Annotated in this window: 23 protein-coding genes, 3 tRNA genes and 1 pseudogene; 10 read left to right on the forward strand and 17 right to left on the reverse strand. The window is 48.2% G+C overall.

Going from position 1 to position 25,969, the window contains the following annotated elements:
* Positions 1–71 precede the first annotated feature (71 nt).
* Positions 72–398: a YegP family protein gene (locus tag ACFPVS_RS02185; protein ID WP_096295259.1), complete on the forward strand. Its 327-nt coding sequence runs from the start codon at positions 72–74 to the stop codon at positions 396–398.
* A 64-nt stretch (positions 399–462) separates the two neighbouring features.
* Here the strand turns inward: ACFPVS_RS02185 and tpx are convergent.
* Positions 463–959: pseudogene (tpx, locus tag ACFPVS_RS02190) on the reverse strand (thiol peroxidase).
* A gap of 33 nt (positions 960–992) precedes the next feature.
* A complete protein-coding gene (locus ACFPVS_RS02195; protein WP_096295258.1) occupies positions 993–1,994 on the reverse strand; it encodes an adenosine deaminase in 1,002 nt (333 codons plus the stop codon).
* 281 nt (positions 1,995–2,275) lie between these two features.
* On the opposite strand from ACFPVS_RS02195, the gene ACFPVS_RS02200 reads away from it, so the two are divergent.
* Positions 2,276–2,938 carry a carbonic anhydrase gene (locus ACFPVS_RS02200; protein ID WP_096295257.1) on the forward strand — a complete coding sequence of 221 codons (663 nt, stop codon included), beginning with the start codon at positions 2,276–2,278 and terminating at the stop codon, positions 2,936–2,938.
* 94 nt (positions 2,939–3,032) lie between these two features.
* Here ACFPVS_RS02200 and ACFPVS_RS02205 read toward each other — a convergent pair whose 3' ends face one another.
* From ACFPVS_RS02205 to rnr, 10 genes are all read right to left on the reverse strand, one after another.
* Entirely contained in the window at positions 3,033–4,232 is a 1,200-nt protein-coding gene (locus tag ACFPVS_RS02205) for an acetylornithine/succinyldiaminopimelate transaminase (RefSeq protein ID WP_255419101.1), read from the reverse strand.
* Positions 4,233–4,351: 119 nt separating this feature from the next.
* Entirely contained in the window at positions 4,352–5,425 is a 1,074-nt protein-coding gene (locus tag ACFPVS_RS02210) for a sulfate/molybdate ABC transporter ATP-binding protein (RefSeq protein WP_096295256.1), read from the reverse strand.
* Positions 5,422–6,279 carry a sulfate ABC transporter permease subunit CysW gene (cysW, locus tag ACFPVS_RS02215; protein ID WP_096295255.1) on the reverse strand — a complete coding sequence of 286 codons (858 nt, stop codon included), beginning with the start codon at positions 6,277–6,279 and terminating at the stop codon, positions 5,422–5,424. The genes ACFPVS_RS02210 and cysW overlap by 4 nt, the downstream gene beginning before the upstream one ends.
* Before the next feature lie 252 nt (positions 6,280–6,531).
* Complete coding sequence (gene cysT / locus ACFPVS_RS02220) at positions 6,532–7,368, reverse strand: sulfate ABC transporter permease subunit CysT (protein WP_096295254.1); 837 nt, start codon at positions 7,366–7,368, stop codon at positions 6,532–6,534.
* Between the two features lie 180 nt (positions 7,369–7,548).
* Positions 7,549–8,580: an anthranilate phosphoribosyltransferase gene (gene trpD / locus ACFPVS_RS02225; RefSeq protein ID WP_378595302.1), complete on the reverse strand. Its 1,032-nt coding sequence runs from the start codon at positions 8,578–8,580 to the stop codon at positions 7,549–7,551.
* 27 nt (positions 8,581–8,607) lie between these two features.
* The gene (locus ACFPVS_RS02230; protein WP_096295253.1) at positions 8,608–9,105 is read right to left on the reverse strand and encodes a hypothetical protein; all 498 of its coding nucleotides are present in this window, start codon (positions 9,103–9,105) and stop codon (positions 8,608–8,610) included.
* A gap of 329 nt (positions 9,106–9,434) precedes the next feature.
* The gene (locus tag ACFPVS_RS02235) at positions 9,435–10,025 is read right to left on the reverse strand and encodes an aminodeoxychorismate/anthranilate synthase component II (protein ID WP_096295252.1); all 591 of its coding nucleotides are present in this window, start codon (positions 10,023–10,025) and stop codon (positions 9,435–9,437) included.
* 41 nt (positions 10,026–10,066) lie between these two features.
* Entirely contained in the window at positions 10,067–10,402 is a 336-nt protein-coding gene (locus ACFPVS_RS02240) for a hypothetical protein (RefSeq protein WP_232507563.1), read from the reverse strand.
* A gap of 126 nt (positions 10,403–10,528) precedes the next feature.
* Positions 10,529–11,290, reverse strand: a complete 762-nt coding sequence (locus ACFPVS_RS02245; protein ID WP_096295250.1) for an endonuclease/exonuclease/phosphatase family protein — start codon at positions 11,288–11,290, stop codon at positions 10,529–10,531.
* 198 nt (positions 11,291–11,488) lie between these two features.
* On the reverse strand, positions 11,489–13,966 hold the full coding sequence (rnr, locus tag ACFPVS_RS02250) for a ribonuclease R (RefSeq protein WP_378595305.1): 2,478 nt from the start codon (positions 13,964–13,966) through the stop codon (positions 11,489–11,491).
* 105 nt (positions 13,967–14,071) lie between these two features.
* Between rnr and ACFPVS_RS02255 the strand changes: the two genes are divergently transcribed.
* The 4 genes from ACFPVS_RS02255 (at position 14,072) to dnrN (ending at position 15,285) form a co-directional block, all read left to right on the forward strand.
* A tRNA-Leu gene (locus ACFPVS_RS02255) sits at positions 14,072–14,158 on the forward strand.
* A gap of 31 nt (positions 14,159–14,189) precedes the next feature.
* Positions 14,190–14,276, forward strand: a tRNA-Leu gene (locus ACFPVS_RS02260).
* A 68-nt stretch (positions 14,277–14,344) separates the two neighbouring features.
* Positions 14,345–14,435: transfer RNA gene (locus tag ACFPVS_RS02265), tRNA-Ser, on the forward strand.
* 376 nt (positions 14,436–14,811) lie between these two features.
* A complete protein-coding gene (gene dnrN, locus ACFPVS_RS02270; protein ID WP_096295249.1) occupies positions 14,812–15,285 on the forward strand; it encodes an iron-sulfur cluster repair protein DnrN in 474 nt (157 codons plus the stop codon).
* A gap of 68 nt (positions 15,286–15,353) precedes the next feature.
* Here dnrN and ACFPVS_RS02275 read toward each other — a convergent pair whose 3' ends face one another.
* On the reverse strand, positions 15,354–16,322 hold the full coding sequence (locus ACFPVS_RS02275; RefSeq protein WP_096295248.1) for a tRNA dihydrouridine synthase: 969 nt from the start codon (positions 16,320–16,322) through the stop codon (positions 15,354–15,356).
* A 95-nt stretch (positions 16,323–16,417) separates the two neighbouring features.
* Between ACFPVS_RS02275 and ACFPVS_RS02280 the strand changes: the two genes are divergently transcribed.
* From ACFPVS_RS02280 to trmB, 3 genes are all read left to right on the forward strand, one after another.
* Positions 16,418–17,986 carry a glycosyltransferase family 2 protein gene (locus ACFPVS_RS02280; RefSeq protein WP_378595373.1) on the forward strand — a complete coding sequence of 523 codons (1,569 nt, stop codon included), beginning with the start codon at positions 16,418–16,420 and terminating at the stop codon, positions 17,984–17,986.
* 151 nt (positions 17,987–18,137) lie between these two features.
* A complete protein-coding gene (locus tag ACFPVS_RS02285) occupies positions 18,138–19,544 on the forward strand; it encodes a tetratricopeptide repeat protein (RefSeq protein ID WP_096295246.1) in 1,407 nt (468 codons plus the stop codon).
* A 121-nt stretch (positions 19,545–19,665) separates the two neighbouring features.
* Positions 19,666–20,382: a tRNA (guanosine(46)-N7)-methyltransferase TrmB gene (gene trmB, locus ACFPVS_RS02290; protein WP_096296113.1), complete on the forward strand. Its 717-nt coding sequence runs from the start codon at positions 19,666–19,668 to the stop codon at positions 20,380–20,382.
* 71 nt (positions 20,383–20,453) lie between these two features.
* Here trmB and ACFPVS_RS02295 read toward each other — a convergent pair whose 3' ends face one another.
* Positions 20,454–21,104: a hypothetical protein gene (locus tag ACFPVS_RS02295; RefSeq protein WP_123803684.1), complete on the reverse strand. Its 651-nt coding sequence runs from the start codon at positions 21,102–21,104 to the stop codon at positions 20,454–20,456.
* A 132-nt stretch (positions 21,105–21,236) separates the two neighbouring features.
* Here ACFPVS_RS02295 and ACFPVS_RS02300 point away from each other — a divergent pair, with 132 nt between their 5' ends.
* The gene (locus tag ACFPVS_RS02300) at positions 21,237–21,584 is read left to right on the forward strand and encodes an arsenate reductase (RefSeq protein ID WP_096295243.1); all 348 of its coding nucleotides are present in this window, start codon (positions 21,237–21,239) and stop codon (positions 21,582–21,584) included.
* A gap of 249 nt (positions 21,585–21,833) precedes the next feature.
* Here the strand turns inward: ACFPVS_RS02300 and ACFPVS_RS02305 are convergent, their stop codons facing one another.
* The 3 genes from ACFPVS_RS02305 to ACFPVS_RS02315 form a co-directional block, all read right to left on the reverse strand.
* Positions 21,834–22,376, reverse strand: a complete 543-nt coding sequence (locus ACFPVS_RS02305) for a hypothetical protein (RefSeq protein WP_096295242.1) — start codon at positions 22,374–22,376, stop codon at positions 21,834–21,836.
* A gap of 179 nt (positions 22,377–22,555) precedes the next feature.
* On the reverse strand, positions 22,556–24,472 hold the full coding sequence (locus ACFPVS_RS02310; protein ID WP_096295241.1) for an ATP-binding cassette domain-containing protein: 1,917 nt from the start codon (positions 24,470–24,472) through the stop codon (positions 22,556–22,558).
* A 113-nt stretch (positions 24,473–24,585) separates the two neighbouring features.
* A complete protein-coding gene (locus tag ACFPVS_RS02315) occupies positions 24,586–25,896 on the reverse strand; it encodes an MFS transporter (RefSeq protein WP_096296112.1) in 1,311 nt (436 codons plus the stop codon).
* Between the last annotated feature and the right edge of the window lie 73 nt (positions 25,897–25,969).

A 25,969-nucleotide genomic window follows, 5' to 3' on the forward strand; every position in this document is an offset into this window, starting at 1 on the left:
ATTAGGAATATCTTTCATTTTCCGCCCCCTATGTCAGGAAGCGGCATAACCAAGCGAAAAGGAGTGTAACCATGGCAGCATTTGAATTACGCAAGAGCGACGACGGTCATTTCAGCTTCAGCCTGCTCGACGGTGATGATAAGACCTTATTGAAAAGCGAGCAGTACAACAGCAAATCGTCTGCGCAAAACGGCATTGAGTCGATTCGTAAAAATTCTGCCGAAAATGCACGCTATGAGTTAAAGGAAAGTAACAACGGTAAATTTTACTTTAATCTCAAAGCGACCAACGGTCAAATCATCGGTACCAGCCCATTGCTTCCCGATGAAGCCGCGCGTGAAGCCGCTATCGCCAAAGTGAAGGCAGAAGCCGCTTCAGCCAGCGTATTGGAAGGCTAAAATAGTTTGCATGAAAAAGCCGTCTGAAATTCAACTTTCAGACGGCCTTGATTGTTACCGGTGTTTACAAGACAGCCAAAGCCGCATCGTAATTCGGTTCTTCACCGATTTCAGGCACCAATTCGCTGTATAATACCTGGTCATTTTCGTCCAACACCACAACCGCTCGGGCGTTTAAGCCTTTGAGCGGTGAAGACTGAATTTCAGTACCGTAGTCTTGCTTGAAGTTTTTGCAGCGGAAAGTCGAAAGCGAGGTCACATTTTCAATGCCTTCGGCACCGCAGAAACGCGCCAAGGCAAACGGCAAATCGGCAGAAATACACAAAACAACGGTGTTGTCCAAGCCGGTGGCGCGCTCGTTGAATTCGCGTACCGATTTTGAGCACACGCCTGTGTCGATACTCGGGAAAATATTCAGCACTTTGCGCTTACCGGCAAAATCCGACAGACTTTTTTCGGATAAATCGGTGGCCACCAAGGTAAATGCAGGGGCGGTTTGGCCGACTTGGGGCAGGGTGCCGCCCACTTCTACGGATCGCCTTTAAAGGTTACTTGAGCCATATTGATTCCTTTCTGTTAAGTTAAGTCCTACGGTTAATGGATTTCGTCGATGCGGCGATACCATGCTTCTTTTTCCGCATCACTGATAAACGAGGCCTTGAACGAATTTTTGCACAGCATGCGGATGTCTTCATTGCTCAAATCCAAAGCCTCGGCTAATTCTATAAAATTTTGATTCACATAGCCGCCGAAGTAGGCAGGGTCGTCTGAATTTACCGTCACCAACACACCGCGTTGCAGCATACGGTGCAGATTGTGTGCGCTCAGATGATTGACGACGCTCAATTTCAGGTTACTCAACGGGCAGACCGTCAGCGGCATTTGCAAATCAATCAAACGCTGCATCAGGGCATAGTCTTCTTCGGAGCGCACGCCGTGGTCGATGCGCGCCACCTTGAGCAAATCTAAGGCTTCATACACATATTGCGGCGGGCCTTCTTCACCGGCATGCGCCACGGCGAGAAAACCGTGTTCGCGAGCTTTGGCAAACACACGTTCGAATTTAGACGGCGGGTGGCCGACTTCACTCGAATCCAAGCCCACACCGATGATTTTGTCGTGAAACGGCAAAGCCCGGTCTAAGGTTTCAAACGCCGATTCTTCCGACAAATGACGCAGAAAACACATAATCAGGCGGCTGGAAATGCCCCATTCCTGCGCGGCATCACGGCAGGCGCGGTCTATGCCGTTAATTACGGTTTCAAATGCCACGTCGCGCTCGGTATGTGTTTGCGGATCGAAAAATATTTCAGTGTGGGTAACATTGTCTTTGCGGCAGCGCAACAGATAGGCGCGGGTCAAATCGTAAAAATCACGCTCATGCAGCAAAACTGCCGCGCCGGCGTAATAAATATCCAGAAAAGACTGCAAATTATGAAAATTATAAGCGGCTCGAATGTCATCGACATTGGTATAAGGTATATCAACCTGATTGCGACGGGCGATTTCAAACATCAATTCAGGCTCAAAGGTACCTTCGATATGGACATGGAGCTCGGCTTTGGGCAGGGTGGCGATCAATTCATTGTGCGTCATAATGGTTTTCTTGTTCAGACGGCCTTTACCTAAAACCGTTATTCGTTGATTGATTGTCGTCTTTTCAACTGACGCGGTCAATGTTTGCGAGTGTAAGATTCTGTATGGGCGCAATGGTAAAATAGCTCAATTGTCATGAACAACGGTTGATACTTAAAGCCGACCGTGATAGCTACTTTCGGCGGTAGAGCGACTTTCAGACGGCCTTTTCCTGCCTTCGGGCTTGTCTAATCGGGCAAATCAGCCTAGACTCCGTATGAATCTGTTTCCGGGAAAATAGCATGTCTAAAACCAAACAAGATATTTTTGAACACAACCGTCAATGGGCCGAAGAGCAATTGCGCAACGACCCGCATTTTTTCGATAAGCTCTCCATCAACCAAACACCGGATTATCTCTACATCGGCTGCTCTGACAGCCGCGTGACCGCTGAAGATATGATGGGCATGCAGCCGGGCGAAGTTTTCGTGCACCGCAATATTGCCAATATGGTCAATGCCATTGATATTAATGTAGCTTCGGTCATCAATTATGCGGTTTACCATCTGAACGTGAAACACATTGTCGTGTGCGGCCACTACGAATGCGGCGGCGTAAAATCCGCTATGCAGGCCAAAGATTACGGCATGCTCAATCCTTGGTTGCGCTGTATCCGCGACGTGTACCGCCTGCACCGGGAAGAACTGGACGCGATTGAAGACGAGCAAGCGCGTTACGACCGTTTAGTCGAATTAAACGTGCAAGAGCAATGCATCAATGTCATCAAAAGCGCAGGTGTGCAGAAACGTTATTTGAAAGAAAAATTTCCGGTGGTGCACGGCTGGGTATTTGATATCCGTACAGGCCGTCTGAAAGATTTGAATATCGATTTTGACAATATTCTGAAAGAAATTCAGAAAATCTATGATTTGACCAACAGCGATTGGAGTGTACCGCAATCGTGAGGTAACGGTAGTTTGATAAACACGGAATTAAAAGGTCTCGGCCGTCTGAAATATTGGTTTCAGACGGCCTTTTAATTGCGGATAAGCCTAAAGGTTAAGCAGCCAACCACTCATTAATCGCGACTTCCAAGCGTTGCATGCCTTCTTGTAAATCTTCATTATTCAGTAGCAAGCTTGGTGCGAAGCGCACGACATTGGGTCCGGCCACTAATACCATCAGGCCGTGTTTCAGGGCGGCGTTGAAGATTTCGCCGGCGCGGTTTTCGTATTGGTCGGCCATCACCGCGCCGAGCAGTAAGCCCATGCCGCGGACTTGTTTGAATACGCCGGTGCGCTCGCCGATTTGTTGTAAGGCCGTCTGAAGTTTTTCGCCTTGGGTTTGTACATGGCTTAAGGTTTCAGGGGTGTTGATGATGTCGAATGCGCGGTTGGCGACGGCGCAGGCTAACGGATTACCGCCAAATGTAGAGCCATGCGTGCCGGGGCCGAAGGTTGGGGCAATGGCATCAGTGGTGACAATCGCGCCAATCGGGAAGCCGCAACCTAGTGCTTTGGCCAAACTCATGATGTCGGGTTTGACGCCGTAATGCTCGTAGGCAAACAGTTTGCCGGTGTGGCCGACGCCGGTTTGCACTTCATCAAAAATCAGCAAGGCATTATATTGGTCGCACAGGCGGCGGGCAGCTTCAAGATATTCTTGTGTGGCAGGCAAAATGCCGCTTTCGCCTTGAACCGGCTCGATAATCACGGCGCAGGTTTTATCACTGATGGCGGCTTCGAGCGCGGCGATGTCGTTAAAGGCAACGTGGCTGATGCCTGGCGGCAACGGCGCGTAATCTTGGCTGTATTTCGCTTGGCCGCCGACGGATACGGTAAACAATGTGCGGCCGTGGAAGCTGTTGATGCAGGCAATGATTTCGGTTTTGTGTTCGCCGAAATGGTCGCGGCCATATTTACGGGCAAGTTTAAGCGCAGCTTCGTTGGCTTCGGCGCCTGAATTACAGAAAAATACTTTGTCGCCAAAGCTGTGTTCCACCAAGCGGCGGGCTAAATCTTGCGCAGGCTGAGTGGTGTAGATATTGGAAATGTGCCACACCTTTTGCGCTTGCCGGTTCAGGGCATCAATTAGCTCGGGATGGCTGTGGCCCAAGGCATTTACGGCGATGCCGCCCGATAAATCAATCAGCTCACACCCTTCGGTATCCCACACGCGACTGCCCGAAGCACGCTCGGGAATCATGGGGGCGAATGAGAAATTGGGGGTGAGATAGTTGCTCATGGCGGCTTCCTTTATCGAAATGGGTTGGCTATTTTTACAAAAACGAGCATTTGATTATGCGCCGATTGTTAACGATTTTCAAGACAAAAGGCCGTCTGAAAACGATATTTTCAGACGGCCTTTAATCATCGCAATCAAATCGAATATTCGATTAATTCGTTTTGCGAAAAGATGTAGATTTGTTTCGGCACTAAAGCCAACTCTTTGCCCACGGATAAGGCCAGACGGGTGGCATCGCTGCCGGCTAGGGTGATGTGTACATCGCGTTTGTCGTGTTTGACGGTGACATGGGTCAATGCGCCGACAGCGTGGATTTTTTCAACCGCGGCGGTCAGCATCGGCGTTTGTCCGGCTTGGGCGATTTGCCATTCGTGCGGACGGATGTAGCCGATGGCCAATTGTTCCTGCCATTTGTATTGGCGGTCGAGCGGCCATTGGTAGCTGCCGTAATGCCACACGCCTTTTTCGATGCGGCCTTCAAAGGCATCGGTTTCGCCCAAAAACTCGGTGACAAACGCATTTTCCGGTTGGCGGTAAATGTGGTCTGCGCTACCGGTTTGTTCGATATGACCGTGGTTCATTACCACGATTTCGTCGGACACTTCCAAAGCTTCTTCTTGGTCGTGGGTGACGAGAATGCTGGTCACGCCGAGATTATGGTGAATGTCGCGCAGCCATGTGCGCAATTCTTTGCGAACCTTGGCATCGAGCGCGCCGAATGGTTCGTCCAGCAGCAGTAATTTGGGTTCTACCGCCAAGGCGCGGGCAAGGGCGATGCGTTGGCGCTGGCCGCCTGAAAGCTGGTGCGGATAAGATTTGGCCAAATGCGAAAGCTGCACCAAACCCAATAATTCTTCTACTTTGGCGCGGATTTTTTCTTTGCTCGGGCGCTTGCTTTTCGGCAATACGGTCAAGCCGAAAGCCACGTTGTCGAACACGTTCATGTGGCGGAACAAAGCGTAATGTTGGAATACAAAGCCGACTTTGCGGTCACGAACATGCTTGTCTGTCACGTCTTGTCCGTCGAACAGAATTCTGCCGTTGTCGGAAGTTTCTAAGCCGGCAATAATGCGCAACAGCGTCGTCTTGCCGCAGCCGGATGGGCCGAGTAGCGAAACCAGTTTACCGGTCGGTACGTTTAGATTGATGTTTTTCAGTGCGTGAAAATTGCCGAAATGTTTGTTTAAATTTTCAATGGTGATGCTCATGCGTTTCTCTCCGCTGCGGCGAGTTTTTTCTCTTGCATTTTGGTAATAAAGTTTTGTAAGGCTAGGGTGGCTAGGGCTAATAAGGCCAATACGCCGGATAGGGCAAAGGCGCCGGTAAAGCTGTATTCGTTGTAAAAGATTTCCACCAACAGCGGAATGGTGTTGGTCTCGCCGCGAATATGGCCGGACACCACGCTGACGGCACCAAATTCGCCCATAGCGCGCGCGTTAGTGAGAATGATGCCGTAGAGCAGCGCCCATTTGATATTGGGCAGGGTAACGCGCCAAAACATCTGCCAGCCGCTTGCGCCCAAAATCAGCGCGGCCTGCTCTTCGCTGTCGCCCTGCGCCTGCATCAGCGGAATCAGTTCGCGGGCCACAAAAGGAAAGGTAACAAACAGCGTGGCCAAGATAATGCCCGGAATGGCGAAGATAATCTGTATGCCCTGCGCTTCGAGCCAGCCGCCGAAAGCGGTATGCGCGCCGAACAGTAACACGAACATCAAGCCGGCCACCACGGGTGATACGGAAAACGGCAAATCAAGTAGGGTGGTCAGCAATTGTTTGCCACGAAAATCAAAGCGCGTGAGTAACCAAGCCATAGCAATACCCAATACGGCATTCGCCGGCACCACAATAGCAGCGGTAATCAAGGTTAATCGAATGGCCGACCATGCTTCGGGATCGGTAACGGATTGCACATACAAACCCCAGCCGCCTTTTAAGGCTTCGTAGAACACGGCCACCAGCGGCACAACCAGCATCACCAGTAGAAACAGTAATGCAATCGCGGTTAGGATCAAACGCAGCCAGCGCGGTTCGGTCAGGTTTGGATTGGAAGAATGGGTTTGCATAATGAATGTCTTTTTTCGGTTCTAAAATTTTCAGACGGCCTATCATGTAGGAAATTGTCGGGTTGTTTACACTTTTTATGCAAAACAGCTTTTATTTTTTACCTAAATGATTGTTTTAGGATTTTTGAGCATTATTAAGAACCATGCGGCGTTGCCGTGCCTTTCGGCATTCTTGACAACACTCAAAAATCCCAAAATGGGTCTTCAAGCAAAAAAGAAAAAGTGTAAACAACGCTAGGATTTTCTACACCATCAGGCTTTGGCACCCGCCCGTTTGCTCAATGCCCATTGAGTCACGTTTAAAGCAAACAAGATCGCAAACGAAATCATCAGCATAAACAGCGCCACCGCTGATGCCCCCTGCACATCAAACTGCTCCAATTTTCCGGTAATAATCAGCGGCAAAATCTCGGAAACCATCGGAATATTACCTGCAATAAAAATCACCGAACCGTATTCGCCGGTCGCGCGGGCAAACATCATGCCTGCGCCGGTAATCAAAGCCGGCATGATTTCCGGCAGCAATACGCGGCGGAAAGTGGTGAACCGGTTTGCGCCTAAAGTAGCCGCGGCTTCTTCGTATTCGCCCGATAATTCTTCCAGTACCGGCTGCACCGCACGCACAATAAACGGCAGGCTTACCACCACTAACGCAATCCAAATGCCGATGGGCGTAAAAGCAATTTTGATGCCCAAAGGCGCGAACCATTGTCCGATCCAGCCATTCGGCGCGTATAAAGTGGCCAAGGCAATACCGGTGACGGCAGTAGGCAGGGCGAAAGGTAAGTCCACCAGTGCATTAGCCAGATTTTTTCCCGGAAACTCATAGCGCACCAACACCCACGCGACTAAAGTGCCGAACACAATATTAGTCAGCATGGCATAAAACGACATTTTCAGGCTCAACCATACCGCTGCCAGAACGTTGGGTTCGGCAATTGTTTGCCAAAAAGCCGTCCAACCAATTTCGCCGGCTTTGGCGGCCATCATGACAAACGGCAACACGACCAAAAGCGACAAACACAACACGGTCAACCCTAAGCTGATTTTAAAGCCCGGTAAGACGCTGGGGGTTTTCAGTAATAACATGGCTTGATAACAGAGTAGTGATTATGGGCGAACTTTATAGAAGCTGTCGGAAAAAGGGAAAGAATGGTTTGTTTATTGCAAAGATGATTTTGTTATATATGTTTATAAAGGGGTGATTTCTTTAAACACAAAAAGGCCGTCTGAAGCCGATGTTTCAGACGGCCTCTGAATGAAAAATGTTTATGCATCAAACTGTCGGCTAAATTCGATAAATTCTGCTTTCTTGGCCTTGGCTTTACCCGAATCAATCGCTTCTTGTGCGGCGGTGACACCGGCAGCCAAAGAGTCCACCACATTGCCCGCATACAGGGCGGCGGCGGCATTGAGCACTACGATATCACGTGCGGCACCGTGTTCGCCGTTTAAAACGGCATCCATTTTCTGCAGTGATTCTTCGCTGTTTTCCACGCGGATATCGTCAAGGTTGCGGCGCAGTTCTATACCGAAATCTTGTGGGTTGATGTCGTATTCGCGGATGGTACCGTCTTTTAATTCCGCGATGCGGGTGTTGCCGGTGAGGGTGATTTCGTCCAAACCGCCTTCACCGCACACCACCAACACATGTTTCGACCCCAATTGCTGCAACACGCGCGAGAGAATGCCGCATAAATCAATGTGGAATACGCCTAACAGCTGGTTGGGCGCCCCCGCCGGGTTGGTTAACGGCCCCAGAATGTTAAAAATGCTGCGGAAACCCAGTGAGCGGCGCACCGGCGCAACATGGCGCATGGCGCTGTGATGGTTTTGCGCAAACATAAAACCTAAGCCGGTTTGCTCTATGCTTTGGGCGACTTGCTCGGGCGTAACATTCAATACCGCGCCCATTTGCTCCATCACATCGGCCGCGCCGCAGGAAGACGATACCGATCGGCCGCCGTGCTTCGCGACTTTGGCACCGGCTGCGGCAGCAACAAACATGGCCGTAGTGGAAATATTGAAGGTTTTCGCACCGTCGCCGCCAGTGCCGACAATATCAACCAGATTATCGGCATGGCTAACCGCTACTTTGGTGGAAAATTCACGCATCACTGCTGCGGCAGCTGTAATTTCAGAAACGGTTTCTACTTTGATGCGTAAGCCCGTCATAATGGCGGCGATTTGCTCCGGCTGCACTTGGCCGCTCATGATCTGTCTCATCAAATCGGTCATTTCATCGTAAAAAAGCTCGTTGTTGCTGATTAGGCGTTCAATTGCCTGTTGCGGCGTAATCATGTGTTTTCCTTCGGTAATAAACAAATGCTATGCACTTTCTTTGAGGCCGGGTTCGGGTTTGGGCGGTGCGCCTGCCAGCCAAGCGCACAGCATGACGGCACTTATACAAAACCATAACCAAATATAAGCCAATGCAGACGCAAAATCGGAGGGCGGCAGCCAGATAGTATGCGCTTCCATGTAGTGGGTAATCATTTTAAACAGCCATGCGCCAATCACAATGGCCAAGAAAACGGCCGTAGCGAAAAAGCCGATAATATACCCGCCGCGTTTGTTGCGGTAAACCCGTTTGGCCACGCAAATCGCGACGGTAAGCAAAACCAAGGGCAGGCAGGTCAGTGTGGCATACAGCAGAATTTCAAAAAGATGGGCGGATATACCGGTTGGCGGATGATGATAGCCGTCTTGCCGCTCGGCCCACCTGAGAATCTGCCAATTGGCTTCGATAACGAGCAATGATACGCCGAAACCGCAGATGAGTGAATAGAAAAGCACTTGGCGGCTGGGATAAGATGGGGTAGGCATGACGCAGCAATATCCTTATTGTATTGTTTTGCCATAAATTATGGATTTGCCGGTAGCGCAAAGAGGAATCTTTGCAGGACTTGTTTGGCCGGAAAATAAACAGCGCGGCCGCCAAGGCAAATTTGAAATCTACGGTGGTTTGTGGAATAGATATTGAGCAGGCGTATTGTCGAATGTGTTGTGCCGAAAGGGTTTTCGACATGTAAAGAGAGTATATTATGAAACCGCCTGAACATATTTGGGGGATAAACAGATTCAGACGGCATTTATTGTATGAACATACAGACCGCTGTCATGGCGGTTAGTTCATTGGAATTCAATTTTTTGTTTCAATCAGCTTGATCGCAGAAATCTTTGAATTCTTCCAAAAAATTGTGCAGCATTTCATGGCCATACTCGGTCAACAAAGCTTCGGGATGGAATTGTACGCCTTCGATAGCATATTGTTTGTGGCGTACGCCCATGATTTCTTGGTCATCCGTCCATGCAGTAACTTCAAGGCAGTCGGGCAGGGTATGGCGGTCGATGACTAGGCTGTGATAGCGTGTGCAGGTTACAGGATTTGGCAAATCTTTAAACATACCTTTATTGGTATGGTGAACCGGCGAGACCTTACCATGCATTAAGGTTTGCGCACGCACCACATTGCCGCCGAATGCTTCGCCTATGGTTTGATGACCGAGACATACACCCATAATCGGCAGCTTACCGGCAAAATGCCGCATGGCCGCCACGGAAATGCCCGCTTTTTTCGGAGAACAAGGACCGGGGCCGATAATCAAGTATTGCGGATTGAGTGCGGCGATTTCTTCTAAAGTAATGTCGTCATTACGGCGCACGACGACTGCTTGGCCTAGTTCGGCAAAATATTGCACGATGTTATAGGTGAAGCTATCGTAGTTGTCAATAAAGAGTAGCATTATTAACCTTTTGTATTTACTCGTTTTATATTTCAGACAGCCTAATTTTTTACCATTGCCAAATTATCGGGGTCATTAATAAACAACCACATTTTTTCATCGGTGGTAAACACGCCGTTGCGGATGAGATAGTGCAAATCATGCTTCACTTGGGCATCGGCTTTACGTATCACTACGCGCATATTGTTGCGGAAAGCGGCCATTTCAAGAATTTTAGCGGCAAACTTCGGCTGGTGTAAACGGGCATGGGCGAGCGGGTTGCGGTGGATGTATTCATTTAACTTCCGGGCGCTACTTTTGAAATCAGTGTGCAGCGGATCGATGAATACGATATGAAACGGCATCCGGCTGAGGTAATCGTGTTCGATATCCATCATCTTCGCCTTTTCTATTAAATCTTGAATGATGCTTATCTTATCAGCAATTCAGGCCGTCTGAAAGAATTTTTGCCTAGGGTAAATAGCTGCCCATCTTTCAGACGGCCTGTTGAAAACTGCTTTAGTTTAAGGTAATTTCGGTTTTACTTTGACGCTCAAAGGCAGATGGTCGGAAAGCATTTGCCAGTTGCGGCTGTTGTGAATTTTAGTATCCATGATGTCCAAATTACGCGTGTAAACCCGATCAAGGCTCAACAGCGGCATACGCGAAGGGAAAGTTTTCGGGCGTTTGCCGTTACTGTCGAGAAACACTTCATCTAAGTTGAGCGCCTTACCAAAAGAAATGGCTGATTTGTAGCGCCAATCGTTGAAGTCGCCGGCAATAATCAATGGGCTTTGGGTATCGATGTGTTGGCTGACGTATTCAAAAATCGTCTGATATTGCTTGGCGCGGTCAGGTTCACGCAAATTCAGGTGGGCGCACAAACACACTAAAGGAACATCCCAGCCTTCCGGCAATACTTCGCAATGCAACATGCCGCGCTGCTCGTGTTTATTGACTGTAATATTCAGATTATTGCGGGTTTCAAGCGGTAGATGGCTGAGGATGGCATTACCGTGGTGGCGTTGCGGATAGATGGCATTTTTGCCATAGCTGCGGTTGAAGGAGAGATGGTTACCCAGCACATCATAATGCGGTTCGCTCGGGTATTCGAGAATTTTGCTGCTGCGGTTGGCGTGCATACCTTGCACTTCTTGAAGAAACAATACATCTGAATTGAGCGATTGTAAGGCATCTCCCATGATGTCGAGCTGGTATTTTCGGTTGAGTGCCGACATACCTTTGTGCATATTGTAGGACGTAATGGTAACGGGACGTGGTGACATGATATGACCTCACAGTGTGTTTTGTTATGTGTCGGCGTGGTTGGATTTTTATTGAAGCCGACTATTTATTCCTATTACAGTATAACACCATTGAAGCAATGGTTTTTTGCGCTATGTAAAAAACTTCAGTTTTAGCAAGCAGTAATAAGACAAAGGCCGTCTGAAAATAAACTTTCAGACGGCCTTTGGCTCTCTAATTTAAGATTTAGCTTTGCTGCGGCCTTTGCGTTTGCCGGAAGGCTCGCCGCTGTTTTTTACTTTGATTTTAACGCCTTTATTTTTAGATGATTTTTTGCTTTTTGCTGCCTTTGATTTGGCCGCTTGCTTGTGTTCATCCGTTTTATGGCGTGAAGTTTTTTGCTTGGCGGCAGCCATTTGCTCGTCAATTTCCTTTGCCGACAGTTTTTTACTGCGCGTTTTGACTTTTTCGGCTGCGGCTGATTGATTACTTTCGGTTTTGCCGGGCGCGCGGCGTGAATTTAGGTGGCGGCTTTTTGTGCCGTTTTCATTACCGTCTGCCAATACCAAATCAATCTTGCTGGTGTCCAAATCCGCACGGGCAACTTTAACCATCAATTCATCACCCATATTGAAGCGTACGCCGCTGCGTTCGCCTTCAATCGCCATGATTTCAGGTCGGAAGTTGAAATAATCTTCGCCCAAGTCGCTGATGTGTACCAAACCGTCGATGTGGATGTCGTCCAAGGTAACAAAAATGCCAAAGCTGGTCATGCCGGAAATTTTGCCCTTGAACACTTCCCCCACTTTATCGCGCATATAATAAGTTTTCAGCCAGTTTTCAACATCTTTGCTGGCATCATCGGCACGACGCTCGCAGAATGAAGTATGCACCCCCCAAGCCTGCCATGTTTTTAGCGGCGTGTATTTTTCGCCTTGCAACACGGCTTTAATGGCGCGATGCACGGTCAAATCCGGATAGCGGCGGATAGGCGAAGTGAAGTGGGCGTATGATTCGTAAGCCAAACCAAAGTGGCCATCGTTATGCGGTTCATATACTGCCTGCTGCATTGAGCGCAACATCATCACTTGCAGCAACTCTTCATCCGGTCGGCCTTTGAATTGCTGCGCCAAGACAGCATAATCTTTCGGGGTCGGTTTATCGCCGCCACCCAAGATCAAACCCAGCAAGCCCAATTGTTCGCGCAAAGTGGCTAATTTTTCAGGTGTGGGGCCTAAGTGGTTGCGGAATAGGGCCGTATGTTTGTTTTTCAACAGAAAATTCGCCGCACATACATTCGCTGCCAGCATACATTCTTCAATCAGTTTATGCGCATCGTTGCGGAGCACCGGCACAATTTTTTCGATTTTGCCGTTGTCGTCGAAAATCATCTGAGTTTCCACGCTGTCAAATTCGACGGCACCACGATCTTGGCGTTTTTTCTGTAATACTTGGAAGAGTTTATATAAGGTATCGATTTGCGGCTTCAGCGGATCGTCGGAACCTTCTTCAATCCATTGCCACACTTGATTATAAGTTAACCGCGCATGCGAGCGCATAACCGCCGGATAAAATTGATATTCCTTGACATTGCCCGCGTAAGTGATGGACATATCGCAAACCATACACAAACGCTCGACATCTGGATTGAGTGAGCAAATGCCGTTGGAAAGGTTTTCCGGCAGCATTGGAATTACACGGCGTGGGAAATAGACGCTGGTGCTGCGTTCGACTGCATCATTGTCGATCGCATCGCCCGGACGCACATAATGGCTGACATCGGCAATTGCTACCACCAAGCGGAAATTGCGACCCATGCGCTCGGCATAAACCGCATCATCAAAATCACGTGCGGTTTCGCCATCGATGGTCACCAAAGGCAAATCGCGCAAATCTTTGCGTCCCTTCAAATCGCTTTTACGCACATGATCGGGGATTCTGGCGGCAGCTTTTTGACAAGCTTCACTGAATTGGTGCGGCAAATGATGCTTGCGCACAGCAATTTCGATCTCCATGCCGCTGTCGGCATATTCGCCCAATACTTCAATGATTTTGGCCACAGCAGGGCGGTGTAATTCAGGGTAGCTCTCGATTTCAGCCACAATTACTTGGCCTGATTCAGGCTTAAATCGCGCCACACTCTCAGGCTCCAGCACAATACTTTGTGTCAAGCGTTTATCTTCCGCTTCCAAAATAGCGATACCACGATCAATATAGAAGCGGCCGACCACTTGAACTTGCGCACGTTCGACAATATCCAGCACCATGCCTTCGCGGCGGCCGCGGCGATCGATGCCGGCAGGGCGCACGGTGACAATGTCGCCATGCATTACGCCACGCATTTGGCGTTCGTATAAAACAAAATCGCCTTCGCCGGTTTTTTCCAAAGGCACGGCAAAACCGAATCCGTCTTTGTGTGCTTCAACACGGCATTTCACCAAAGCCAGTTTGTCCGCCGCACACAGCGCACCGCGACGGTTAATCAACACCTGACCATCACGCGCCATAGCTTTCAGGCGGAGTTCGAAAAATTCGTATTCTTCGTCTTTAATGGAAAGCTCGCGCGCCAAAACCTCTATTTTGGTCGGCACGCCTTTTTGCTCTAATAATTCAATCACCCACTCTCGGCTGGGCAACGGTTCAGCATAACGTTGCTTTTCTCGCTCTAAGTAAGGATCTTTTTCTCGTAGATTTAATGATTTAATTTTTTTATTCATTTTTACAGTTGACATTCTTCGTTGTAAATATATAATAGCCACTTCGTTTTCGTTTTCAGCGGCACCTTCTTCGGTACTGTAACGTAAAACGGTAAATAAAGCAAAGCCCAGGTGGCGGAATTGGTAGACGCGCTAGCTTCAGGTGCTAGTGTCCTCACGGGCGTGGAAGTTCGAGTCTTCTCCTGGGCACCAAGATTGGTCTCTTTGCTCTGAAAAATTGAATGCCCAGGTGGCGGAATTGGTAGACGCGCTAGCTTCAGGTGCTAGTATCCTCACGGGTGTGGAAGTTCGAGTCTTCTCCTGGGCACCAAAACTTCCGGTTTGAAACCGGATTTTTATTATTTGCTTAAAGCCTACAGGCAAATAGTCTTTTATTACAGAGGGGTGGATGAGTGGTTTAAGTCGCACGCCTGGAAAGTGTGTATACGTTAATAGCGTATCGAGGGTTCGAATCCCTTCCCCTCTGCCATATATATGAATCCCAAGTCAATATTGACTTGGGATTTTTTATTGTCTAACTGTAGTATTCTCAAATAATGGGATCTTTGCAAAACCCTAGGTGTGAGTGCAGTTCAAATTGCCGCAGCACAGAAAGCGAAGATATATCATGAAGATAGGCAAGCTTTCGAGCAGCACACAACGAAGAAATGTGCCAAAGATAGGAATTTTGCAAAGATCTCATAATATTTGAAAATCACTCCTATTCTTAATGACTTATTTCATTTATTCATGCTATACAAAGCAGCCAAACCGGTGTATCCTTGCATTCATTAAATACATTCATAAAATATGTATCTTTAAAAAAGGCCGTCTGAAAGCCTTTAACCAACACAAGGAACCTGACCATGACTGATTTTACCGTTTGGGAAACTGCGCCTTTTCATGCAACCATCGACCATATTTTGCAGCGTTATCATAATGTGCATCGCGCGCAGTTTGATGAATTGGTACCATTGGCGCAAAAAGTGGCAACGGTGCATGCCGATATTTTTCCGGCTGAAATTGCTGAATTATTGGCCTATATGCAAAACGAGCTGCTCAGCCACATGATGAAGGAAGAGCGCATGCTGTTTCCGATGGTGAATCAGGGGGTCGGGCGCGGAGCGGCGATGCCGATTAGCGTAATGATGCACGAACATGAAGAACACGACAAAGCCATCCAACGCCTGCGCGAATTAACCAACAATTTTGAAATTCCGGAACATGCCTGCGGCAGCTGGACGCGCTTGTACCGTTTGGCGGAAGAAATGGTCAGTGATTTGACCGACCATATCCATTTGGAAAACGAAGTGTTTTTCCCGCGCGTATTGGCTTCTTAATCTAATTTTTCTTAATCTAATTTTATTGCGCTAGAAATGCCGTCTGAAAATCTTCAGACGGCATTTTTTCAGACGGCCTGTTGTTCTGTTTCAAATGCCAACAATACTTGTTTCACTTCATCCGCTTCTTTCAAGGTTCGCACGCGCTCAAACAAATCCTGCGCTTGCGGAAATTCTTTTTTCATCATGCCGAGCCATTGTTTCAAACGCGCCACGGGATATTTATTGTTGGCTTCTTTGGCCACGCACAAATCAAAAAAGAGATTAATCCAACCGGCAATTTCAGCAAAATTGGTGGGATACACTGTTTCGCCACCCTCGTACTGTTTGATTTGCCGCGCCAAATCGGGCCGAATCACCGCACCGCGCCCCAGCATCACGCTGTTGCAGCCGCTGACATCTTTAATTGCCAAATAATCTGCCAGCGTGAACACATCACCGTTGGCGGTCACCGGAACGGACACTGCATCGCGGATTTTACGTACCCAATCCCAATGCGCGGGAGGTTCATACCCCTCGACTTTGGTCCGGGCGTGAACGGTCAAACCGCATGCGCCGCCTTCGGCAATGGCAGCCGCGCATTCCAAGGCCAAATCGGTGTTTTCAAAGCCCAAACGCATTTTTCCGGTCAGCGGAATATGTTCGGGTAGGCGGCTGCGCAAGGTTTTGACAATATGGTGAATCAATTCCGGCTCTTTCAGCAAAGCCGCGCCGCCTTTGTGTTTGTTGACTGTCGGTGCAGGACAGCCGAAATTTAAATCTATTTTATCGGCACCGAAGCGTACTGCCTCCAAAGCATTGACGGCCATATTGTCGGCATCGCTGCCCAAAAGCTGCACTGTACAGGGCGTACCGGCAAAGGTTTTGTTGCCGCTGGCGATTTCGGGCACATATTTCAACCATGTAGCGCGGGAATGCACGGTGTGGGTAATGCGCACAAATTCACTGATGCACTCGTCATAACCGCCGATACGCGTTAATAAATCACGCATCACGTCGTCGCATAATCCTTGCATGGGGGCGAGCAGCAATCGCATAGTCAATAGGCCGTCTGAAAAATGAAATGCGTATTGTAGCGGTATATCGGGTAAAATACAGCCGTTTAAGATATTTTTCAGACGGCCTGACTATGATAAACACAAGAATTCCGGCAACTGCCGCGATGTTGGTCAAAAATTCCGAACGCTATTTGGTGGAAGTGTTGACCGCGCTGGGCGATTTCGATGAAGTTTTGCTGCTCGACAACGGTTCGACCGACCGCACATTCGAGATTGCCGCGCAATTTAAAAACGTCAGCTATTTCAAGCATGATTTTATCGGTTTCGGCCCGATGAAAAACATGGCCGCACGTTTGGCGCAAAACGATTGGATTTTCAGCATCGACAGCGACGAAGTGCCTGATACGGAGTTAATCGGCAGCATACGCGCTGCCGTGGCGGAAAATAATCCGCAAAATATTTATACCTTGTCCCGCCTGAATCATTACAACGGCCGTTTGATTAAAGGCTGCGGCTGGTATCCGGATATTCTGCCACGCCTTTATCACCGCCGTTTTACCCGCTTTTCTGACCGCCAAGTCCACGAATCGCTGGTGCTGCCCAAAGATGCGCAAAACCATTCTTTGTCAGGCCGTCTGAAACATTATTCTTTTGAAAACGCGGAAGGCTTGATTCAGAAAATGCAGCAATATTCTTCGTTGTATGCCGATGAAAACCGCTTTAAAAAGCAGACTTCTCCTGCTCAAGCTTTATTGCACGGCGGCGTGTCGTTTATCAAAAATTATTTCCTGAAACGCGGTTTTGCCTACGGTTCAGACGGCCTCACGATTTCGGTGGCCAATGCGCAAGGTTCTTACTATAAATATGTGAAGCTGCATGAGCGCAACCAGAACCTGAAAGTATCGCTGATTATTACTACGTATAACCGGCCGGATGCGCTCGCTTTTGTGTTGCAATCGGCTTTATCGCAAACGCGCTTGCCCGATGAAATTATTGTGGCCGATGACGGTTCGACCCGCGAAACGGCAGATGTGATTCAATACGTTAATCGGCAGAGCCCGGTGCCGGTGAAGCATTCTTGGCGGCCTGACGATGGTTTTCGTGCTGCCGAATCACGCAATCGTGCGTTGGCGGTGGCCAAAGGTGATTATATTGTATTGATTGACGGGGATATGCTTCTGGATGCTTCGTTTATTGCCGATCATTTAAAACTGGCACTTAAAGGCCGTTTGGTGCAAGGTTCGCGCGTGATTTTGACTGAAAAACGAACTCGGGAAATTCTGGCCTCTGATCAATTGCCGAATCTTTCTGTGTTTGATTCAGGTATTGAAAAGCGTCTTTCCGCTTTAAGATGCCGTTGTTTGTCTGCTTTGGTCGGCAAAAACGGCAGCCAAAACCACCGCGGCATCAAAACCTGCAACATGAGCTTTTTCCGCGAAGATGCCTTGGCCGTAAACGGCTTTAACAATTGGTTTGTCGGTTGGGGACGAGAAGACAGTGAGTTTGTGGCCCGCTGCTACCACAACGGTATGAAACGACATAATCTCAAATTTGCCGGCATTGCTTATCATTTGTGGCATCATGAGGCAGAGCGCGATGCGTTGCCGCAAAACGATGTGCTCTTAAAGCATACTTTAGAAACGCAGCAAATTCGTTGTGAAAGCGGGGTAAATATGTTCTTGAAGAAAAATACCATAAGCTAAATGCCGGGCCGTCTAAAATCGTTTTCAGACGGCCTCTTTATATAGAGCAGATGACGTTTAAGTTAAAAATCCAACAGCTTGTCATCATCATTCGGTTCATCTTTTTAGTACGGTTAGAATGTCAAAACAATATAAATAAATAAAACGCCATATGACACAGACAGCCGAAAATCTTTATCACCAAGCCAATCAATTTTTGCTGCAATCCCCGCCTGATTATGCGCAAGCTGTACCTTTGTTGCAGCAGGCTGCGAAGATCGGACACAGCGAAGCCGCTTTTCAGCTGGCTGCGTGTTTGATTAACGGCAATGGCATTGCAGCGGATTTTGCCGCCGGTATTGAATTCTTGAAGCAAGCAGCCAGAGCAGGGCATGTTTATGCCCGTTATAATCTGTTGCAATTGCAAGAATCGGAAAACGGCGATGTTCAACCCCTTTTGCCGCACTACACAGAATTGGCCGAAGAGGGTTTGGTGCATGCGCAATTGCGTTTGATGCGTGCATTTAACGATAGGCGACAAACCCAACAGGCATTGCTTTGGGCGAATAAGGCAGCCGAGCAAAACCACCCGCAAGCGCAGTATTTTTTGGCGCAATATCATCAATATGCTGCCGAACCCGATTTATACAAAGCACATCATCTTTACCGTTTGGCTGCCGAACAGGGTTTTGTCGCAGCGCATTGGCAGCTTGGATTGCAATATAAACTGGCGCAAGGTGTAGCAAAAGACCTGAAGCAAGCAATGGCGCATTTGCAGGTTGCCGCTCAACACGGTATCGCGCCTGCACAAACCGCACTGGCTGAGATTTTATTGTCACAAAACAGTGATGAAGCGCTGACTTGGTTTCAGACGGCCGCACAAAACGGCGAAAATGATGCTCATGCTGCTTTAGCGGAAATTTATCTATTAGGCCGGTATGTTGAGCGAAATCCGCAAAATGCATATCATCATGCGAAACAGGCTGCTGAAAACAACCATCCGCAAGCCTTGCGTTTATTGGGCGATATTTACCGTTATGGCTTGGGCGTGGCGGCGTATCCGCAAAAGGCTCGTGAATATTACCGTCGGGCGGCAGATTTGGGCGATATGAAAGCGCATCAAAAATTATTGTCCGACAGCGCATTGAACGACCATCAGCATTATGAAGAGGCCAAACAGGCCGCTTTACAACGCCAACAAGCAGAAAGCCTTTATCAAAAAGCCTTTGCCGCCCATTATGGTTTGCAGCGGCGTCAAAGCTGTGCCGAAGCCTTACCGCTTTATCTCCAAGCAGCAGAGTTGGGGCACATTAAAGCCAAGACCAATTTGGGAATGATGTATTACAGCGGCCAGGGGGTGGAGACCGATTTCAGCCAAGCCGCGCAATGGTTTGAATCTGCCGCCGAGCAGCAAGATACTATGGCGCAATACAATCTGGCCTGCCTGTATTTTCACGGCATTGGCGTTCAGAAAAATGCGGCCAAAGCCTGTGAGTGGCTTTGCAAAGCGATTGAACATGGCCATGAGCAAACCGATATGTTGAAAGCTTTGCTGGCGCAATGGCAACAGGCGGTCTGAAAGTATAAACATCAAGAAAAGGCCGTCTGAAAGAAGCATAATCAGGTATAATTGTGCGCTATATATTCCAAGCTGTTTGTTTCAGGCTGCCTTTCATTTCGATTATAAAAATTTAACCAGTATGACAGATTCCACTCAAAACCACGAAGAAAACCAATTACCTGCAGAGCATTTGCGTTCTATCCGCAGCTTTGTATTGCGCCAAGGACATATGACTGCCGCGCAACAGCGGGCCATCGACACCATGTGGCCGCAATTCGGTATCGACTATCAAGATGCCGTCATCGATTTAAACCAACAGTTTGGCCGCGGCAATTCGAAAGTTTTGGAAATCGGATTCGGCATGGGTACGGCTACGGTAGAGATCGCCAAGCGTTTGCCGGAAACTGATTTTCTGGCGATTGACGTACACGGCCCCGGTGTCGGCAATATTTTGAAACTGATTGAAGAAGAGCAAGTCGGCAACATCCGCGTGATGCGTCACGATGCCGTAGAAGTAGTGGAAAACATGCTCGCTGACGACGCATTATCGGGTATTCACATCTTTTTTCCGGATCCGTGGCACAAAAAGCGCCATCACAAACGCCGTTTGGTGCAAACGCATTTTGTCGGAAAACTATTACCGAAATTAGCCATAGGCGGTTACATCCACATGGCAACCGACTGGGAAGAATACGCGGTGCAGATGCTGGAAGTATTAAGCGCTTTCGACAGCCTGCAAAACACAGCTGAAGATTATGCCCCAACACCGGATTACCGTCCGGAAACCAAATTCGAAGCCCGCGGTAAGCGCTTAGGGCATGGCGTTTGGGATTTGGTGTTCAAGCGGATTAAATAGAACCCATGAAAAGGCCGTCTGAAAGAAATCTTTTCAGACGGCCTTTTCATAGCGGTAAAACACACAAAAAATCAACGCAATTCGCGTGAATCTTTCCAGCCGTCACTGGTTTTAACCAGTGTAGCCGTTTGTACGCGCACTTCGTCCAATGGCAATTTGGCATTGCCGCCGGCTTTCAATAAATTGCCAATCCATTTTTCCGGTACAAATTTCGCTTCGTAAGACACGCGCGAAACAGTCATACCGTTAGACGGGCCAGGCTCGGTGTACCAATTGATTTTACTGACCTCTTGGTGCCCAATGCAGAAATGCGGCATTCTTTCTTTGGCGCGGGTTTGTTTTCCGCCTTTTTCAGTCAGCTTATAAACCAATATTTTGATAGTCTCATCGCTGTTAGGGGCAACCGGCATGGTTTCTTTAGATTTTTCGTAGAAATCTTCTTTTTCGAGAATATTCAATTGCTTCAACGCGGTTTTGTTGATGTTGTTGCCTTTGCGGTCTTTTTCTGCCAACTTGATTTCAGGCGCGCCGATCGGCACTTGCGTGAAGCTGTCGCCGGCGCTTGGATTTTGTACATTCAAAACCAAAGGCAAACAAATGCCTTGTTTTTTTGCATATTGATTGATGGTTTTTTCAAATAAAGAATTGCTCGGCTTATTGTCTGAACAGCCCGCCATAAGCACAGCGGCGGCAATTAAAGAAAGCGTGACGTTTTTTTTCATCGGGTCGCTCCGTAATGATGTCGTGTGTCGGAATATCGGCCAAAGCCATTGCTGGTTATTCTACCGTATTTTGTGGCAAACTGTACAAGCTCTCGGTAGAATGGAAGGGCAAAAATAAAAGAAAGGCTGAACATGATTAAATTATATGGTATTCCCAATTGCGACACAGTCAAAAAAGCCCGCATATGGCTGGCAGATAACGGCGTAGAAGCCGAGTTTGCCGATTTTAAAAAATCACCGCCTACACCTGAATTGATTACGGCATGGTTGTCGCAAATTCCTTTAGAAAATTTATTGAACAAACGCGGCACGACTTGGCGCAAATTAGATGCCCAAACACAGGCGCGAGCGACCGAACAGCAAGGAGCCGTTCGCATTATGGTTGAACATCCGAGCGTAATTAAGCGCCCGGTGTTGGAGAAAGACGGTCAGTTTTATGTTGGTTATTCTGCTGACCGTTATCAGCAGATTTTTGGCTGATACGGCCTTTGTTTATAAAACAGAATTTTGCAGATTTTTCTTCGTGGGGTGGTACGCGCAACACTTCACGATCATTTCATTGAATATCAAGAAATTTCCCATATAAGCAAACAACCAAATACCCAAAATATTAAACAGTATGCCAGGGATCAATGTGGCCATATAAGCTAATGGGTCAGCGACGCTGCTTGAAAAATAGCTTCTACATTCATTGTTCTATATTAAATCATTAGCCGGCTCAGCCCAACCTTACATACGCCCCAATTCGCGTTGCAGAGCTTGAATGTTTTGCTGGCGGTCGAGCACCGCACCTTCCAGATTTTTGATTTGCTGGCGGTCAATAGTGCCACCTTTCACTGCACGCGCTTGTGCCAACGATTTTTGCGCTTCTGACAATGCCCTGCGCTCGTTGCTCAATTCGATTTCCAAAATAGTGCGACGGCTGTTGCTGGCGGCAGGTTTCGGTGCAGGAGCGGCAACGGATGCCGTGGTCGGGCGAATCGGTGCCGCCGGTGCTTTTGCTTTGGCGTTCACTGTTTTACTTGGGCTACGCTTGGTGTTGTTAGCAGCTTTACGCTGCGACTCAGGCGCGGCCATCATTTCAGGCGCATCGTAACGTGCGCTGCTGTATCGGCCAATCGGCGGTAAATCAGGTGCATGACAGTCGCCGGACGGGCGTGATGTATAGACCACCGTGCCATTGATTTCGCAGGTATAGATTTTGCTGGCTTCTGCCGTAAAGCTTGAAAACGCGATGACGGCGGCAAATGTATTTAAAGCAAAGTATTTCATGTTCATTCTGAAACACCACACCTACCTTTCAGACGGCATGGTGATGATTTTAAAGTGAGTGGGACAATGTGCATTCGGCCGCTTATAAAATCACCCAAACGATTTCTTAAAAATTAGAATCAGAATCTTATGATTTTTTCAGACAGCTTTTTATTATTTTATTATTAAGATGAAACGATTCAAGCAAACTCGGCATCAATTTGAGTCAAGATCTCTTCCAACTCCTGCTGCCAAAGCAGCCAATTTTCTTCCAATTCGTTTAATTTTACTTTAGTTTCAGCCAATTGCGTGAGTGTTTCCTGTAACTTGGCTTTGTTTTCATCAAAATACGCGGCTTCTTGTCCCAAAAATGCTTCACAGGCCGTCTGAATTTCAATCAGCTTGGCTATTTCTTTTTCCGTTTTGTCGATTTCCTGCTGAACCGGCTTGCCACGCTTGGCTTTTTCCTGACGGATTTTCGCTTCAATGCGTTTGGTGTCTTTGCGGTTTTGCGATTGAACGGAGTCAGCAGGTGCGGTAGCGGCATTTTCTTGCGCCAAGCGCCATTGGCGGTAATCATTCAAATCGCCGTCAAACGGATTCAGACGGCCTTTATCGATTAATAAGAAACCGTCGGTCGTGGCTTCGAGCAAACTGCGGTCATGTGACACCACAATCAATGCACCTTGGAAACTTTGCAAGGCCAAGGTTAAAGCGTGGCGCATATCCAAATCCAAATGGTTGGTCGGTTCGTCAAGCAAAAGCAGATTCGGTTTTTGCCACACAATCATTGCCAAGGCCAAACGTGCTTTCTCTCCGCCGGAAAACGGCTCGATTTTCTGCAAAGCCATGTCGCCGACAAAGTTGAAACCGCCCAAAAAATTGCGGATTTCCTGCTCGCGCACTTCCGGTGAAAGCTGCTGGATATGCCAAATCGGGCTTTGGTCATCGCGTAACGTATCGAGCTGATGTTGCGCAAAATAGCCGATATTGAGTTTTTCCGAGCGCACAATCTGGCCGGAAAGCAAATCCAGTTCACCTGCTAACGCTTTAACAAAGGTCGACTTACCGCTACCGTTAACACCCAGCAACCCGTAACGCGCGCCGCTTTCCAGCGACAATCTCAAATCGTGCAAAACCACATGATCGCCGTAGCCCAAATCGGCTTTATCCAGTTTCAGCAAAGGATTGGGCAAATGCGCCGGACTCTCAAATTCAAACGAAAATTCGCTGTCCAAGTGAGCGGGTGCGATGCGCTCCAATTTTGCCAAGGCTTTCATACGGCTTTGCGCTTGGGTGGCTTTGGTGGCCTTAGCTTTAAAGCGGTCGATAAATGACTGCAAATGCTTGATTTGCGTTTGCTGCTTCACATAGGCGGCTTGCTGCTGCGACAAACGCTGCGCGCGCTCGTTTTGGTAGAAATCGTAATTGCCGCCGTATTGGGTTAATTTTTGGTTCGATAATTCAATTGTTTGCGTGGTGGTAGCATTGAGAAAATCACGGTCGTGCGAAATGATGATTTGCGTGCACGCCAAATTGGCCAAATGATTTTCCAGCCATAACACGGTTTCCAAATCCAAGTGGTTGGTCGGTTCATCAAGCAGCAGCAAATCAGCGCGCCGCATCAAGGCTTGCGCCAAATTCAGGCGCATACGCCAACCGCCGGAAAACGCTTTCACCGGCCTGGCGTGCTCTTCTTGCGAAAAGCCCAAGCCGCTCAATAATTTGGCCGCGCGTGCCGGCGCAGTGTAGGCATCGATTTCTTCTAATTTGGCATGATATTCTGCCTGCTTCATGCCGTCGTTTTGCGCTTCAGCTTGGCTTAAGGCCGTCTGAAACATTTGCAATTCGGTATCACCCTGCAACAGATAATTCAGTGCCGATGTCTCCAGAGCCGGCGTTTCCTGCGCTACAGCCGCCAGCTTCCATGTGCGCGGAATCAGAATATCGCCGCCATCCTGACTGATTTCGCCTTTAATCAACGCAAAAAGGCTGGATTTGCCTGTACCGTTTTTACCGATTAAGCCTACGCGCTGGTTGGGGTTGATGGTAACGCTGGCTTTATCCAGCAACACTTTCAAACCGCGTTGTAAGGTTAGGTTTTTTAATTCGATCATGGGGAGCTCTATATCAAGATGGCTAAGCGCAAAGGCGGTATTTTACCTGAAATCAATACAAAAAGGCCGTCTGAAAAACAAGTTTTCAGACGGCCTGATGGGGTTCACTCAAATCAGACGCTTTTCTCTTTACGCCCGTAAATATCGAAACCGGGCTGCTTCACACGTAACAGGAAGGTTACGCAGAAAGCAAAAATATACAAGGCAGTATAAGCATACACCACGCCGATAAAACTAAACATCGGCAACACTAAAGTCGCAATTGCGGGCGCAACGAAATTCGACAAACCGGCTGACAGGTTATACACCGAGATGGCCGCGCCTTGGTGTTTCGGTTCCAACGTAGTAAACACAGCCGTCATCGGCACAAATGCCGCCACAAACCATCCCAGCAAAATTGCCGGAATCCATGCCATCATGAATTCGGACGTTGAGGCACCTTCTATGCCCTCCGGTGCGATTTTGTTGTACCATTGCGGCAGATAATAAAACACCAGTGAGGAAACCGCCATACCGATACAGCCGAACCAGCGCACTACTTTTACCCAGCCGAGCTTCTCGCCGACAATACCCCAAAACACATTCGAAATCAGTGTGGTGGCAAAGAATACCGTCCAGATTTGCAGCCATTGCGAAGTGGTAAACCCCAACTCTTTGGTAAACATCATCGGCATGATGACGGCAAAACCGAACAGTGACAAGGTGTTGATAATACGAATCCAGCTTGAAAACAGAATTTGGCGGTTGGTAATCAGCAGTGTCACCGCACGGCTCAATTCGCCGAATTTTTCCTTCATCGGCAAATCGTGCATCGGCGATTCGGAATTGACATTGCGCAACATCACCATTGCCATCAGACCGCCGGCAATACAGAACACCAAGGCCAGCCAAAGTGTACCCATTTCCCCCATAGCAGGAATAGTCAGGCTTGGGATGAAGCTGCCGAACACGCCGATACCCACGGAATAAGTTGTCCAGAACCAACCCATAGACGGACTGATTTGGGTGCTTTTCACGTTTTGTACAATCATCACGATGAATGAATAGAGAAACAGCGGATAAGCAAAACCACGGATGCCGTAAAACAGCATAATCAGCGGATAGCTTTTGTCTCCCAAGCCAAAAATTAAAAACAACACGTGAAAAACACACCACATGATAAAACCGATAATCATGGTTTTACGCGGAGTGATGATTTCCGCCAATACGCCGGAAATCCAAGCCGACAATGCTGCGGCAAAGCCGTAAACTGCAAAAGCCGAAGAAGATTGCGCTTCCGTAAAGCCTAAGTCGGTAATGTATTTTGACAAAAATGCCAATTCAAAACCGTCGCCGGTCATAAACAGGGCAATGGCAAGATAGCCCCATACCAAATTCAAGGGCATACCCAGCCATTGTTTGGTTTCTGTTTCTAATTTATTCATCATCATCCTTTGATTTGAGATTCAATAAATGCCGTCTGAAAGCAAACAGACGGCATTCATCACTGTGCTTATG

This window comes from Neisseria weixii (genome assembly GCF_042658245.1).
GTDB classification, from domain to species: Bacteria; Pseudomonadota; Gammaproteobacteria; order Burkholderiales; family Neisseriaceae; genus Neisseria; species Neisseria weixii.

Bases quoted from the DNA above. Each gene is read 5' to 3' on its own strand.
- ACFPVS_RS02245 (WP_096295250.1), bottom strand. From the start codon at position 11,290: ATGTCACCACGTCCCGTTACCATTACGTCCTACAATATGCACAAAGGT.
- ACFPVS_RS02195 (WP_096295258.1), bottom strand. From the start codon at position 1,994: ATGACGCACAATGAATTGATCGCCACCCTGCCCAAAGCCGAGCTCCAT.
- dnrN (WP_096295249.1), top strand. From the start codon at position 14,812: ATGACTGATTTTACCGTTTGGGAAACTGCGCCTTTTCATGCAACCATC.
- ACFPVS_RS02305 (WP_096295242.1), bottom strand. From the start codon at position 22,376: ATGAAATACTTTGCTTTAAATACATTTGCCGCCGTCATCGCGTTTTCA.
- ACFPVS_RS02285 (WP_096295246.1), top strand. From the start codon at position 18,138: ATGACACAGACAGCCGAAAATCTTTATCACCAAGCCAATCAATTTTTG.
- trmB (WP_096296113.1), top strand. From the start codon at position 19,666: ATGACAGATTCCACTCAAAACCACGAAGAAAACCAATTACCTGCAGAG.
- ACFPVS_RS02200 (WP_096295257.1), top strand. From the start codon at position 2,276: ATGTCTAAAACCAAACAAGATATTTTTGAACACAACCGTCAATGGGCC.
- trpD (WP_378595302.1), bottom strand. From the start codon at position 8,580: ATGATTACGCCGCAACAGGCAATTGAACGCCTAATCAGCAACAACGAG.
- ACFPVS_RS02315 (WP_096296112.1), bottom strand. From the start codon at position 25,896: ATGAATAAATTAGAAACAGAAACCAAACAATGGCTGGGTATGCCCTTG.
- cysT (WP_096295254.1), bottom strand. From the start codon at position 7,368: ATGTTATTACTGAAAACCCCCAGCGTCTTACCGGGCTTTAAAATCAGC.
- ACFPVS_RS02240 (WP_232507563.1), bottom strand. From the start codon at position 10,402: ATGATGGATATCGAACACGATTACCTCAGCCGGATGCCGTTTCATATC.
- ACFPVS_RS02230 (WP_096295253.1), bottom strand. From the start codon at position 9,105: ATGCCTACCCCATCTTATCCCAGCCGCCAAGTGCTTTTCTATTCACTC.
- cysW (WP_096295255.1), bottom strand. From the start codon at position 6,279: ATGCAAACCCATTCTTCCAATCCAAACCTGACCGAACCGCGCTGGCTG.
- rnr (WP_378595305.1), bottom strand. From the start codon at position 13,966: ATGAATAAAAAAATTAAATCATTAAATCTACGAGAAAAAGATCCTTAC.
- ACFPVS_RS02300 (WP_096295243.1), top strand. From the start codon at position 21,237: ATGATTAAATTATATGGTATTCCCAATTGCGACACAGTCAAAAAAGCC.
- ACFPVS_RS02185 (WP_096295259.1), top strand. From the start codon at position 72: ATGGCAGCATTTGAATTACGCAAGAGCGACGACGGTCATTTCAGCTTC.
- ACFPVS_RS02295 (WP_123803684.1), bottom strand. From the start codon at position 21,104: ATGAAAAAAAACGTCACGCTTTCTTTAATTGCCGCCGCTGTGCTTATG.
- ACFPVS_RS02210 (WP_096295256.1), bottom strand. From the start codon at position 5,425: ATGAGCATCACCATTGAAAATTTAAACAAACATTTCGGCAATTTTCAC.
- ACFPVS_RS02275 (WP_096295248.1), bottom strand. From the start codon at position 16,322: ATGCGATTGCTGCTCGCCCCCATGCAAGGATTATGCGACGACGTGATG.
- ACFPVS_RS02235 (WP_096295252.1), bottom strand. From the start codon at position 10,025: ATGCTACTCTTTATTGACAACTACGATAGCTTCACCTATAACATCGTG.
- ACFPVS_RS02310 (WP_096295241.1), bottom strand. From the start codon at position 24,472: ATGATCGAATTAAAAAACCTAACCTTACAACGCGGTTTGAAAGTGTTG.